Source organism: Coprococcus sp. AF16-5 (assembly GCF_003479365.1).
Lineage (GTDB): Bacteria > Bacillota > Clostridia > Lachnospirales > Lachnospiraceae > Coprococcus > Coprococcus aceti.
The window spans coordinates 254,269-269,068 of record NZ_QUGZ01000003.1 but is presented as its reverse complement, the minus strand read 5'-3'; the positions used below and the strand labels follow the sequence as shown (position 1 = coordinate 269,068).

Sequence of the window (14,800 nt, the reverse complement as noted above, 5' to 3'; positions counted from 1 at the left end):
CTGACATTATATCATATGAATTTTACCTTCGCAACATTCATTTTCCTCACATATCTTAATGTTTTTTCAGATGTATCAACTCAAAAGAAAGTAGTATAATGATATCGCAAGAAGAAAAAAGCGCGACGCGAAGCGGCATTTGTTTTTTCCTTGCGATATCAACGAGAACCCGTTCGGCGGAGCCGAACATGGAGCGCGGCAGCGCGAGGGTTCGAGTCTGCCAAAAGCAAGAAGGAAAAATGCGCGACGCGAAGCGGCATTTGTATTAGTAAATGCGAAGCGGCATTAGTTTCTGTAAATCGGGGTATATTATTCATAAAAACAAATGAAGAGACAATGTGAAAGGAGCAGTGGGTTACATGTTAAAGGACTGGAACAAGCCGGAGCGTCCATCGGATGAGGAGATAGACACTCGGTTAAAGATTGCCAGAGAGAATCTGACACGCAATCAGATCAAGGTAAAGGAAGGTAAGATACCTGTATTTGTCATATTTGAGGGCTGGGGAGCCGCAGGTAAGGGAAGTCTTGTGGGAAGGATCATAAAGAATATGGATCCGAGATTTTTCAACGTTGAGTCAGTGAAGTATTCCACAGATGAGGAAAAACGCAGACCATTCCTGTACAAGTATTTTACGAGAATACCGGAACAGGGGGAGTTTGTATTTCTGGATGGTGGATGGATGAGGGACATAGTAGGTGGCAAGATGTCTGGAGAATTGTCAGACAAGGAATACCGGAAGAGAGTTGACAGCACCAAGAGATTTGAGAGGACTCTGGCGGACAACGGATATCTGGTCATGAAATTTTTCTTCCAGATAGACAAGCATGAGCAGAAGAAGAGGCTTGAAACACTTCTTGAAGATGATACTACAAGCTGGAGAGTGTCTAAGCATGATCTGAAGCAGAACAAAAAGTATGACGAGTATCTTGAGGCATTTGACAGCTTTATGTATGACACCAATCTGTCAAATGCACCGTGGTACATGATAGATACAAAGGAGAGAAAATGGGCAGAACTTCAGATACTAGATATCATCAATCAGGGAATAGAGACTGCGCTGCTCAATCAGGGGCATGCTGTACCTATACTGCAGAATACATTTGCGCTCAAGAAGATCCCGAAACTTTCCGAGGTGTCTCTCGACAAGAAACTGACGGATGAGGAGTACAAGGAGGAACTTGACAAGCTGCAGAAGAAACTCGGCAGACTGCACAATGAGCTTTACCAGAAGAGGATACCTGTTATCATAGGCTACGAAGGTTGGGATGCGGCAGGCAAAGGTGGAAATATCAAGAGGATAGCGGAGGCACTTGATGCGAGAGGTTATGTGGTAAATCCTATAGCAAGTCCTGAGCCGCATGAGAAAGCAAGGCATTTTCTGTGGCGATTCTGGACAAGACTTCCTAAGTCAGGACATGTGGCGATATTTGACAGAACATGGTATGGCAGAGTCATGGTTGAGAGACTTGAGGGCTTCTGTTCGGAAAATGACTGGCAGAGAGCGTACAACGAGATAAATGAATTCGAGAAGGAACTCCACGACTGGGGTGCGATCGTCATCAAATTCTGGGTTCAGATCGACAAGGATACACAGCTTGAGAGATTCACACTCAGACAGAACACGCCTGAGAAACGCTGGAAGATCACAGATGAGGACTGGCGCAACCGTGATAAATGGGATGACTATGAGACTGCGGTGGATGAGATGCTGGAAAAGACCAACACCAGCTTTGCGCCATGGCACATACTGGAGTCAAATGACAAGAAGTATGCCAGAATAAAAGCCCTCAAGATCGTTATCAAGGCGATAGAGGATAAGCTGGAGCAGGTTGAAAAGAACTAAAAATGCATATAGGACTGAGAGTCCATGCTGGAAATAGAACACATAAGGCGGTGATACACAACAGAAGTATCACCGCCTTTTTCAAAAAGGTTTAAGGAAGGAAAAAGTTATTATCAGATTTAATTATTTTCCTTGATGATGGATACTCCAAACGGAGCCAATTCCATTTTGCCATCAAATATATTCTTCGTCTGAATGTCGGTTCCGTGAACTTCAGATATTGTCTGAGGTTCGTTGGTGTTGTTCAGGAAAAATCCATATGCAGTTCCGTCATCTGCATATCTGCAGTGATACTGAACTCCGTCAGGGAGATCTTTTATGGCGATACCGGCGTTCACCATCATCTGCTCCATGATCTCACCGAGTTTACTGTAATCTATTCTTGCAGCCACGTAGTAGGCCTTGCCCTCGCCGTAGCTGTTCACTGTCACTGCTGCATTTCCGGCGTAGAAATCAGAATCGTAGGTTCCAAGTACATCCGCCGTTCCGACTCTCAGGATCTCAGCATAGTCACGGAGTTCGCATGAACTGCCATCTGTGAAGCTCACGCTGTTTCTGTCAGATGGATACAGGGTGTCTATCTCTTCACTGATGATTCCAAATACATCTGCAAGTCCATTTCCCGGGAATCCACCGAGTATACAGAGCTGATCCTTGTCTACATAGCCCGTAAAGTAAGTGGATAGAAGCTGTCCGCCCCTCTTTACAAATGCGGCAAGAGACTCGGCTGCGCCATCTCTCAGCATGTAGAGCATAGGTGCAACAACCACATCGTAATCGTCGAGTGGTTCATCGGATGCAATGACGTCCACGTCAACGCCGCGCTTTGTCAGCTCTTTGTATACAGACATACAGGTCTCAGGATATTTTTTTGATTCCTGCCCCAGAGCCTTGACATCATCTATGGCCCACATATTGTCCCAGTCGAACAGCAGTGCAACCTTTGATCTGATGAGTGTGCCGGTTATCTCGGAGAGCCCATCAAGCTCTGCGCCGAGGGCGGCAACCTCCTTGAATATTCTGGTGTCATTTGTTCCGAGATGGTCAACAACGGCACCGTGATACTGTTCAAATGAGCCCCTGCCCTTTCGCCACTGGAAGTACTGAACAGTGTCAGAACCGCAGGCTATAGCGTTGTATGAGAACAGCTTGTGGATGCCCGGTCTTTTGAGTTTGTTATATGGATGCCAATTTACAAGCCCCGGAGCACTCTCCATGAGCATGAAAGGCTTATCCTTCTTCATGGATCTCATGACCGCGTGGTCAAATGTATTCTGGCCCATGACATCCGCAAGACTCTCGTAGTCATTGTGGAATCTAGGGTATGAATCCCATGAGATCACATCCAGCTCCTTTGCCATCGGTCTGTAGTCGAGACCGTCATAGAGCTGCATGAAGTTGGTAGTTATCGGTATGTCAGGGGTGAGTTCTCTGAGGAGCTTTATCTCTGACTTCATGTAATCGTTCATGTTCCATGTGGTGAATCTTTTCCATTCGAGATTCAGTCCCATAATGCTGAAATCTCCATTTTTATAAGGCGGCTCGATCTGGGAGAAGCTGTTGTATGAGTGACTCCAGAAGGTGGTCCACCATGCTTTGTTCAGCTTGTTTATGTCGTGGTCGAACTTCTCTGCGAGGTAATTCTGAAATCTTTTCACACAGAGACGGCAGTAGCACTCGCCACCAAGCTCATTTGACACATGCCACATGATGAGTCCCGGATGGTTTCCCACATGGGCGTGGAGCTGACGGATGATATTGGCAACTTTTTCTCTGTATACAGGTGAGCTCATGCAGTGGTTCTCACGGACGCCCTGGTGTTCCCGGACATCATAGGAATCCACACGTCTGATCTCAGAATATTTTTGCGCCATCCATGCCGGTTTGCCACCCGATGGTGTTGCGAGAACTGTGTAAATCCCAGCATTATAAAGATTATCCATAACGTCTTTCAGCCAGTCAAAATGATATTCGCCCTCAACAGGTTCGTAAGCTGACCATGAGAAAACCCCAAGAGTAGCGGAAGTCATTCCTGCCTCCTTCATCAGCTCGATATCCTTAGCCAGGATATCAGGGCGGTCCAGCCATTGTTCAGCATTGTAATCACCGCCGTGTAGTATTCCATTTATCTGTGGGAAAAGCTTGTTTTTGTTCATCTATCTGTCATCCTCCTGTAAATAAAAGGTAATGTACTCTATATTAACTGTTCTAAGTTTAAAATATATGCGCAAGCGGTTGCACAACTTACTATTTAAAGGTAGCACAAATAGACAAATAATTCAATTGTAATTTGACAATACATTTCAATTTGTGCAAAATATACAAAATATATACACTGCCATTCATCAGGACAATATTGTATATAATTAAGAAAAACGGCTTGAAATAAGAGATATAGTTGCTTATGATTAAGATATCATGAATTGCTCAAAGTTGCGCAATTTGTCAATTCCTACAAGATGTACAAAAGTGAGGTAAAAAGCTATCGAACAGTGTCAAAAATCTATATAATAAAAGTATTGAGGGATGAACGGAAATATAAGGTTGGAACGTATCGTTTAAGGAGGAGTTTTATGATAAAAAAGAGGAAATCATATAGAGTGGTGGCAGGCAGTATAAGGTCTGAGTTGTTAAGGGAGCTGAGCAGAAAAATCTGTATCGGTGCCTTGGCATTTTCAGCGGCGGTTGTGCTATTGCCAGGCGGTAAAGTGGGAGCATATGCATCTGATCAGACACGGGTAAGTTCAGATGAGAGTCAGGTTACGGTAGGGTATGATGATCTGGACGACACTTTGCAGAAAGGCGGACTTGGCGTTGTCGTTGAGCAGCAGGATGGTGCGGCTTCACTGGCATCTACATATGATGCAACAGCACTTGAGAAGCTTATTGTTGAAGGAATCAAGGCATGGCAGACGAGTATAGATGTATCGGAACTTGGCCTTACGAGAGACGATATTAATAACGGGGCAGTAAGATCTATTATCAATTCTCATCCCGAGTTTATCAGTCTATCGGGAGGCTATACATATTGGACTTCTGGCTCTTCAATCACCAAAATAGCATTTACATATTTGACAAATGCAAAGGAGGAGCAGCAGGAGCTTGATGCTGCACTTCAGGAAGTCAAGAGTAAGATAGATACCAGTGGAATGAGCGATGAAGAGATAGTACTTGCATATCATGAGTATCTCACATCCACAGTTGCATATGCATATGAGGATTATTTCAATGGAACGATTGCTGCAAATCACGGGTACGATATGTATGGAGCTTTGGTTAAACATAGTTGTGTGTGTCAGGGATATGCCGAGACTATGTTTTATCTGCTAAGAGAGGCTGGTCTTTCATGTGCAATCGCATCAAGTGAAAATATCAATCACGCGTGGAACATAGTTAAGATACATGGAAAATGGTATCACATAGATGCAACTTGGGACGATCCGGTGTGGGATATGCCTGGAAGATCATATCATGATTATTTCCTTGTCAGCTTTGATACAATGAATAAGAATACACTCATCAACCATACTAAGGACAGAACGGATATGGTTGTCAGTGCACAGTGGGGAGATACATATACGACAGCGGTGGACACCACTTATGAGAGTGGTAAGTTCTGGAATGGTATTGAGAAAGCTATTTTTTATAAAGACGGTTATTGGTACAGCATAAGTGAGGGCAGTTCGAAAACATCATTTAACATAAATAAGTACCAGTATTCGACTAACATAAACAAGGTTTTGTATTCGGGCACTGCAAAATGGACAACTCCGAGTGGTGGGTATTATCCTGGTGTTTATAGTTCAATATATCTCCGAGGTGATAATTTATATTTTACTACTCCGGATAGCTTGAACAAGATAGATATAACATCGACAAATGTAATTCCTACAGAGCTTATAAATATACGAACACAGTATAATAGTTCAACAGGAAATAATTTATATGCGTTTGGAGAACAGTATGGTAAGCTGGTGTATTTTATTACAGATTCTCCTAATATAAAGAAAACTAAGGATTCAAGCAATTCAAGCAAGTATAACAAGGAGTATGCCGAGTATACATTCGAGATGTGCATAAGCCACAAGTGGGATGCTGGAGTGGTGACAAAGGAGCCGACCTACACAAGTACAGGAACCAAGAAGTACACCTGTACAAACTGCGGTGAGACCAAGATCGAAACGATAGCCAAACTTGTATGTACGAGCCACGTGTGGGATAGCGGCAAGGTTGTGACAGCGCCGACATACAAGACAGAGGGAACCAAAAAGTATACGTGTAAGAATTGCGGAACAACCAAGACCGAAACGATAGCCAAGCTGGTATGTACAAAGCATGCATGGGATGCCGGAGTAGTGACAATACAGCCAACATACAAGACAGAGGGAACAAGAAAGTACACCTGTACAAACTGTGGCGAGACAAAGACCGAGACTATAGCCAGGCTTGTATGTACAAATCATGCATGGGATGCCGGGGTAGTGACAATACAGCCAACATACAAGACAGAGGGAACCAGGAAGTACACCTGTACAAACTGTGGCGAGACAAAGACTGAGACTATAGCCAGGCTTGTATGTACAAATCATGCATGGGATGCCGGAGTAGTAGTAACAGCACCTACGTATACAAGCACAGGTACAAAGAAATATACATGTGAGAACTGCGGTGAGACAAAGACCGAGACTATAGCTAAGCTTGTATGTACAGATCATGCATGGGATGCCGGAGTAGTGACAATACAGCCAACATACAAGACAGAGGGAACAAGAAAGTACACCTGTACAAACTGTGGCGAGACAAAGACTGAGACTATAGCCAGGCTTGTATGTACAAATCATGCATGGGATGCCGGGGTAGTGACAATACAGCCAACATACAAGACAGAGGGAACCAGGAAGTACACCTGTACAAACTGTGGCGAGACAAAGACTGAGACTATAGCCAGGCTTGTATGTACAAATCATGCATGGGATGCCGGGGTAGTGACAATACAGCCAACATACAAGACAGAGGGAACCAGGAAGTACACCTGTACAAACTGTGGCGAGACAAAGACTGAGACTATAGCCAGGCTTGTATGTACAAATCATGCATGGGATGCCGGGGTAGTGACAATACAGCCAACATACAAGACAGAGGGAACCAGGAAGTACACCTGTACAAACTGTGGCGAGACAAAGACTGAGACTATAGCCAGGCTTGTATGTACAAATCATGCATGGGATGCCGGGGTAGTGACAATACAGCCAACATACAAGACAGAGGGAACCAGGAAGTACACCTGTACAAACTGTGGCGAGACAAAGACTGAGACTATAGCCAGGCTTGTATGTACAAATCATGCATGGGATGCCGGGGTAGTGACAATACAGCCAACATACAAGACAGAGGGAACCAGGAAGTACACCTGTACAAACTGTGGCGAGACAAAGACCGAGCTTGTGGACAAACTGGTGTGCACCGAGCATGCATGGGATGCCGGAGTAATGACAAAACAGCCAACATACAAGACAGAGGGAACAAGAAAGTACACCTGTACAAACTGTGGCGAGACAAAGACCGAGACTATAGCCAAGCTTGTATGTACAAATCATGCATGGGATGCCGGAGTAGTAGTAACAGCACCTACGTATACAAGCACAGGTACAAAGAAATATACATGTGAGAACTGTGGCGAGACAAAGACAGACATAATCGGGAAAATTGGTTGCACAAACCATGCATGGGATGCCGGAGTAATTGTAACAGCACCTACGTATACAAACACAGGTACAAAGAAATATACATGTGAGAACTGTGGCGAGACAAAGACTGAGACTATAGCCAGGCTTGTATGTACAAATCATGCATGGGATGCCGGGGTAGTGACAATACAGCCAACATACAAGACAGAGGGAACCAGGAAGTACACCTGTACAAACTGTGGCGAGACAAAGACCGAGCTTGTGGACAAACTGGTGTGCACCGAGCATGCATGGGATGCCGGAGTAATGACAAAACAGCCAACATACAAGACAGAGGGAACAAGAAAGTACACCTGTACAAACTGTGGCGAGACAAAGACCGAGACTATAGCCAAGCTTGTATGTATAAATCATGCATGGGATGCCGGAGTAATGACAAAACAGCCAACATACAAGACAGAGGGAACAAGAAAGTACACCTGTACAAACTGTGGCGAGACAAAGACCGAGACTATAGCTAAGCTTGTATGTATGACCCATGCATGGGATAATGGAACGGTTACTAAGAAAGCTACATATACAGCTACAGGAGTCAGGAAATATACGTGCAAGACATGTGGCGCAGCAAAGCAGGTCACAATTGCAAGGCTGAAGCTTGCGAAGGTAACCGTAAAGTCTGCACAGCAGGCCGGCGCGATAAAGCTTACCTGGAATAAAGCGTCAGGGGCATCTGGTTACAAGATATACAGGAGAACCGCCAAGGGAAGATATGTATGCATCAAGACAGTCAAGTCGGGAACGACAAGCTATGTAGACAAGACAGTCAAGTCAGGAAACAGGTATTACTACTGTGTAAAGGCATATAATGGAAATGTACTCAGTGGATATACAGAGGCAAGTATTCTCTACATCAAGGCTCCGGTTGTCACGGTCAGGAAGTCAGCACAGGGAGTGAAACTTTCCTGGAAAAAGTCTGCCGGTGCAAAAAAATACATTGTGTATAGAAAGACACCAACAGGCAAATACAGGGCAGTCAAGACTGTAACAGCGAAAACTCTCAGTTGGACAGACAAAACGGCAAAGAAAGGTCAGACTTATTATTACATTGTGAAGGCAGTGAATAATAAGACATACAGTGCAGCGTCACCGCAGAAGAGAATAAAAAGGTAGATGCTTACTGCGTAATTATAAGGGAGAAAAAGAATGAAATATGAAAATGTAAGACTCACAGAAGCTGTGCGGCGTATCAGGATGATATTTGTGGTGGGCGTCATCGCTGCGTGTGTGCTGTACGGCGGAAAAATACCAGCATTTGCGGAAGATACTCAGGAACAGTATGACTCATCACAGAGCAGCTATGGTCAGTTGCTTGAGCAGGAGGGCGATACTTCAGGTATCCTGCAATTTGGCGGACAGATAATAGAAGATGAAGCATCGGATTCATCGGAAGCGTCACTGGCAGCGGCAAATTCAAAGAAATATGAGAGTGCCATTGTCGGCGCTGTGGAGAAATTTTCACCGAGACTCAATGTAAAGAGCTGGGGATTGACCACACGAAATGTTGCAAATGTAGTCACAACCGCAATGAATGCGCATCCCGAGGTCGTGTATGTGGCAAGATACAGTTATCTGTATGACCAGACCACAGGAAAGGTCGTGTATCTGAAGTTCTCATACAAGCCAAATGCCCGAACCGAAAAGAAGCAGTTGGATGCAGCCATAGCGGAAGTGAACAAGCAGATAAATACAAAGAACATGAAGCCGGCAGAGATCGTGCTTGCATATCATGAGTTCCTGACATCCACAGTTGCATATGACACCAGCGGGGCTAAGGAATTTGATCCAACAACCGGAAGAGACCACATGTATGATATGTATGGTGTATTGGTTAAGAGGAGCAGCGTGTGTCAGGGATATGCGGAGACCATGTGGTATTTCCTCAGGAAAGCCGGGGTTCCGAGTGGAGTTGCCACAAGCCAGTATGTAAACCATGCGTGGAATGTTGTAAATATAGGTGGAAAGTGGTATCACGTTGACGCAACCTGGGATGATCCCGCAAGTGATATACCGGGAAGGTCGATGCATGATTATTTCCTTGTAAGCTTTGACACCTTGAACAGTAAGACTAAGGCCGCCAGCAGCGATTATTATCTTGGCAGATATGACACAAAGGTGGGAAATGTATGGAAGGGAACATACAGCAATGCCACGGATAAGCGATATGAAAAAGGCCAGTTCTGGAATGGCGTTGAGAAGGTCATCTTTTATAGAAAGGGCTACTGGTACAGCATAAAGCAGGGCAGCCAGTCATCATACTATCAGATAAACAAGTACAGCTTCACCAACGGTGTAAATACAACGATATTTACCGGGCAGGATGAATGGCTGGATACAGATGGTACGGCACTTAACAAACAGTATGGAACACTGTTCCTTGCACAGGAAAAGCTCTATTTCTGCACATCGAGATATGTTGCATGGATAGATCTTGAGGTAAATGAGCGCAAGGCGTGGGCTATATATGACATAAGACAGAAGTATGTATCAGGTGTAAACATATATGGAATGGGATATTACGGAAATGATGTTGTGATCTGGGTTTCCGATACTCCATCCTGTACAAGAAAGGACGCTTACTATCTCGGAGCATGTATGAGCCACAAATGGCAGGCGGGAGAGGTTACAAAACAGCCGACATTCACATCCAAGGGATCGCAGAAGTACAAATGCAGCAACTGCGGATATACCAAGAATGTCACACTCGACAAATTGAAGCTTGCGACGGTGACGGTCAAAACGAAGAATACAGGTAAGGGAATAAGCCTCACCTGGAATACCGATTCAAGAGCCACCGGTTATAAGGTATACAGACGCACAGGCAAGGGTGCATACAGACTTATAAAGACAGTGAAGGGAAGCTCTGTGAGATCAATGGTAGACAGATCTGTTGTAGGAGGAAAGACCTACACATACAGAGTATCGGCATACAACAGCTATACAAAGGGCGGCTCCAAGGCAAAGAGCCAGTATTATATAGGCTGCACGACCGCAAGAGCAAAGAATACCTCACAGGGAGTAAGAGTCTCCTGGAAGAAGACAAAGGGAGCCGCCGGCTATAAGATATACAAAAAGACAGGCAGCGGCAGATTCAAATGTGTGAAGGTTGTGAAAGCAAAGACCACAACATATCTTGACCGCCGTGTGAAGTCAGGAACAAAGTACACATACTTTGTAAAACCATACAAAGGAAAGACGGCAGGAACCTACAAGAAGGCTAGTGTCAAGTACAGATAAAAAGTAAATAGAGCGCGTAAAAAAATACCATGTACAGCATTTCGCCTGTACATGGTATTTTTGCTTTTGTTATATGCTTAGAATGATATTATTTTTCATTCTTGTGTTCTGTTATGTCCCTGTGGGAATTGTCGAACAGATCTGTGTCGGCCACATCTGATGAATCATTTCGATTCAGGGTCTCGCCTATGCGGGCCTTTGCCTCAGTTCCGGCAGCCTTGATACCCTCGGTGATCACCTCGCTCTTTTCCTTGAGATTTTCACTTATCACAGCGCTTTTTTCCTTTACGTTCTCTGTAAGCTCCTCAGCCTTCAGTTTGATCTTCTTTGTTATGGAGAAGCTTTCAGGGTTATTCTCAAATGCTCGTTTGATCGATGCTGTATCGTGAAGAGAGAGAAGGAAGCTTGGCTTCTCCTTGAACTTCTCACGATCCAGAGCCAGTCGGGACTTGAGTTCCTCAACACGGACAATAAGATCATTCTCTTTCGCAAATTTCTTCACCTTGCTCATCAGGTTGAATGATACAACACAGTCGATCACGAATACCCCGTAGAAGAAACCGATGAAGAAGGAGAATGTCAGGTGATCCGCCAGCCAGTACACAGCGTTCAGTATGTGTGGATGGAGGAAGAAATAGTACAGTGCCGCGATCACACCCCAGAAGAATGAGAACAGCGGACATATGATGCCCTGTATATTGCCCCACTCATCTGAGTAGTCCCACAGCTTGATGTTCATTCCTATTATAAATATACGTCCGGCAATGTATTCCACAACGGTCATGGCGATGGCCATGATCAGTACCACCAGAACCTTTTGCAAAACAGGATGGGCGTCAACAGCATCTATATGGATCAGGGACAGGAGATACAGCACCACCAGGCCTGAACCGTAGAGAGGCAGGTAAGGTCCGATGAGGAATCCCGGGTTGATCCATTTGTGGCTTGGGTTGCTCTTGGATAAGAACTTTCTGAATATGACTTCAATGCACCAGCCCATGACGCATCCTATGAAAAATAAAAATAATATTACCAGAATACTTTTGATATTGAAATTATCCATACATGGAATCTCCTTTGTATATATGACTTTGCCAATAGTAATAAGATAGTATATAGAAGGAAAAAAAGCAACCTTACAAAATGTCACAAGTGTAAGATAGCTTGTTGATACTTATTGAGAAAAAAAGTCATTTAAATTGCGAATGTTATATTGGACTAACGCTGGGGGCAGTGCTATACTTACAGCAAATAAAAAGCCACGAAACAGATGCAGACTCTTTCTACAGTACGAAGATCGAGAATGCATTTTTTACGTTAAGGAGAGTTTGATTGAACAAACCGTGATTAGAAAAATCGAATCACGGCGAAGCCTGTCATATAATCTATCATGCGTATAAGTGGTCATATCATTAATCAGAATAAATATATAATCAAGGAGGACAAAATCATGATGAAGGCATTAAAGAAGGTAAACTGGAAGAAGCTTGGAATATTTGCAGGTGGAGTATTATTTGGAACAGCTGGTATCAAGGTTCTCTCAAGCAAGGATGCAAAGAACGTATATACACATTGTACAGCTGGTGTTCTTAGAGCAAAGGATTGTGTCATGAAGACAGCAAATACTATCCAGGAGAACTGTGGTGATATCTACGCAGGAGCAAAGGATATCAACGAGGCAAGAGCACAGAAGGCAGCAGAGGCTGACTTTGAGGATACTGAGTGCACAGAGGCTGAGAGCGCTGACGCAGCAGAGACTGTAGAAGAGTAATCAGTATAAGACAAAACATAAGAAAGAGGCGAAGATCTTGAAGTTTTCTATTTTAAATGAAACAAAGAATCGTCTGCGTATACACATGGCACAGAGCCGCATGACCATGGCACAGGCCGACATACTTCAGTATTATCTGGAGAACTGTGAGGCAGTGGAAGAGGTCAAGGTGCACGACAGAACCTGTGACGCGATCATCATATATGATGGTGACCGTGCAGCGGTGATAGATGCGCTGAGACAGTTTGGATATGACAGGGTGGAGGTTCCGGCGGATCTCACAGAGACATCAGGCAGAGTCATGAACAGACAGTATGAGGACAAGCTGTTTTGGAAGGCCGCCTGGTACATGACCAAGAAATGGATCATGCCAATGCCACTTCGGTATTGTCTGACATCCGTCAAAGCTCTCAAGTATATAGGCAAGGGGCTCAAGTGTCTTGCGAACAGGAAGCTTGAGGTGCCGGTTCTCGATGCAACAGCCATAACAGCATCCATTCTGACAAATGATTTCGCGACAGCGGGATCAGTCATGTTCCTTCTGGAGATCGGTGAGATCCTTGAGGAGTGGACACATAAGAAGTCGGTGGATGGACTGGCAAGAAGCATGTCACTCAATATCAATAAGGTATGGGTGCGTGTGGATAATTGTGATGTACTTATGGACAGTGCGAAGATCGCAAAGGATGATCTGGTAGTGGTTCATATGGGCAATGTCATTCCATTTGACGGTGTTGTGGATCAGGGCGAGGGCATGGTCAATCAGGCATCCCTCACCGGAGAGTCAGTACCGGTCCACAAGGGACACGGAGACAGTGCATATGCAGGTACAGTTGTTGAGGAAGGTGAGCTGGTAGTCAGAGTTGTAAAGACTGGTAAGACCAGCAGATATGATAAAGTTGTTGCGATGATAGAGGAGTCTGAGAAGCTTAAGTCAGGACTTGAGAGCAAGGCAGAGCATCTTGCAGATGGTCTTGTGCCATGGACTCTCGGTGGAACTATCCTCACATACCTTTTAACAAGGAATATCACCAAGACACTTGCGGTGCTCATGGTCGACTATTCATGTGCACTGAAGATGTCCATGCCTATAGCGGTATTGTCTGCTATACAGGAGGCAAACAAGCATCACCTCACAGTCAAGGGCGGCAAATTCCTGGAGGCTGTAGCTGATGCAGACACGATAGTATTTGACAAGACAGGAACACTTACAAAGGCATCACCTACGCTTGTACGCGTCGTATCATTTGACGGAAGAGATCCTGATGAACTGCTCAGGATAGCTGCATGTCTGGAGGAGCATTTCCCTCATTCCATGGCAAGAGCGGTTGTGGCAGGAGCTGCAGCCAAGGGGCTGGAGCATGAGGAGATGCACTCCAAGGTTGAGTATGTTGTGGCTCACGGTATCTCATCAAGCATAGACGGCAAGAAGGTTGTCATAGGAAGCTATCATTTCGTATTTGAGGATGAGGGCTGTGTGATACCTGAGGATAAGATAGAGCTGTACGAGTCGTTGTCCAAGACTCATTCACATCTGTTCATGGGAATCGATGGCAGGCTGGCAGCAGTCATATCCATCAAGGATCCGGTCAGACCTGAGTCGGCCGAGGTTGTTTCAAGGCTCAAGAAGCTGGGAATCAAGAAGGTTGTCATGATGACAGGAGACAGTGACAGAACGGCCAAGGCTATTGCAGAGCAGGTAGGAGTGGATGAGTATTACTCAGAGGTCCTTCCTGAGGACAAGGCAAAGTTTGTCGAGGCTGAGAAGACTGCGGGTCGAAAGGTCATCATGGTGGGAGATGGAATCAATGACTCACCTGCACTGTCGGCATCCGATGCTGGAATTGCCGTAAGTGATGGCGCGGAGATTGCCAGAGAGATCGCAGATATAACTGTCAGTGCGGACAATCTGTACGAGCTCGTAACACTTAAGGAACTCAGTAATAAGCTGATGAGCAGGATCAACAGGAACTATCGCAAGATAGTGACCATCAACACAGGGCTTATCATCCTGGGCGTGATGGGAGTTATCCAGCCAACCACATCAGCACTGCTTCACAATTCATCGACGCTTCTCATAAGTTTTGACAGTATGAAGAAGCTGCTGGATTGATGATCGAAGCGTAGAATTATATTGATGATCGAAGCGTAGAATCATATAGAATATAAAATAAAGCTGCCCTCTTCACTGGGATGTATGTCTG

Annotated in this window: 7 protein-coding genes; 5 read left to right on the top strand and 2 right to left on the bottom strand. The window is 44.8% G+C overall.

Translation table 11 applies throughout. The annotated features are described in order from the left end of the window. Positions 1 to 359 precede the first annotated feature (359 nt). Positions 360 to 1,844 carry a polyphosphate:AMP phosphotransferase gene (gene pap / locus DWW70_RS09800; RefSeq protein ID WP_118649764.1) on the top strand — a complete coding sequence of 495 codons (1,485 nt, stop codon included), beginning with the start codon at positions 360 to 362 and terminating at the stop codon, positions 1,842 to 1,844. A 119-nt stretch (positions 1,845 to 1,963) separates the two neighbouring features. Here pap and DWW70_RS09795 read toward each other — a convergent pair whose 3' ends face one another. Further along, the gene (locus DWW70_RS09795; RefSeq protein ID WP_118649763.1) at positions 1,964 to 4,000 is read right to left on the bottom strand and encodes a beta-galactosidase; all 2,037 of its coding nucleotides are present in this window, start codon (positions 3,998 to 4,000) and stop codon (positions 1,964 to 1,966) included. A gap of 417 nt (positions 4,001 to 4,417) precedes the next feature. Between DWW70_RS09795 and DWW70_RS09790 the strand changes: the two genes are divergently transcribed. Together DWW70_RS09790 and DWW70_RS09785 are read left to right on the top strand one after the other, a co-directional pair. Further along, the gene (locus DWW70_RS09790; protein WP_118649762.1) at positions 4,418 to 8,701 is read left to right on the top strand and encodes a transglutaminase domain-containing protein; all 4,284 of its coding nucleotides are present in this window, start codon (positions 4,418 to 4,420) and stop codon (positions 8,699 to 8,701) included. 33 nt (positions 8,702 to 8,734) lie between these two features. Continuing rightward, positions 8,735 to 10,825 (top strand): fibronectin type III domain-containing protein, encoded by a 2,091-nt coding sequence (locus DWW70_RS09785; RefSeq protein ID WP_118649761.1) that lies wholly within the window; start codon positions 8,735 to 8,737, stop codon positions 10,823 to 10,825. A gap of 88 nt (positions 10,826 to 10,913) precedes the next feature. On the opposite strand, the gene DWW70_RS09780 is transcribed toward DWW70_RS09785, so the two are convergent. Next, positions 10,914 to 11,888 carry a putative ABC transporter permease gene (locus DWW70_RS09780; protein ID WP_055273183.1) on the bottom strand — a complete coding sequence of 325 codons (975 nt, stop codon included), beginning with the start codon at positions 11,886 to 11,888 and terminating at the stop codon, positions 10,914 to 10,916. 387 nt (positions 11,889 to 12,275) lie between these two features. Between DWW70_RS09780 and DWW70_RS09775 the strand changes: the two genes are divergently transcribed. Both DWW70_RS09775 and DWW70_RS09770 read left to right on the top strand, forming a co-directional pair. After that, positions 12,276 to 12,596 (top strand): DUF6110 family protein, encoded by a 321-nt coding sequence (locus tag DWW70_RS09775; RefSeq protein WP_022217250.1) that lies wholly within the window; start codon positions 12,276 to 12,278, stop codon positions 12,594 to 12,596. Positions 12,597 to 12,633: 37 nt separating this feature from the next. Further along, positions 12,634 to 14,709, top strand: coding sequence for a heavy metal translocating P-type ATPase (locus DWW70_RS09770; RefSeq protein ID WP_118649760.1), 2,076 nt, complete (start codon positions 12,634 to 12,636; stop codon positions 14,707 to 14,709). Positions 14,710 to 14,800 lie beyond the last annotated feature (91 nt).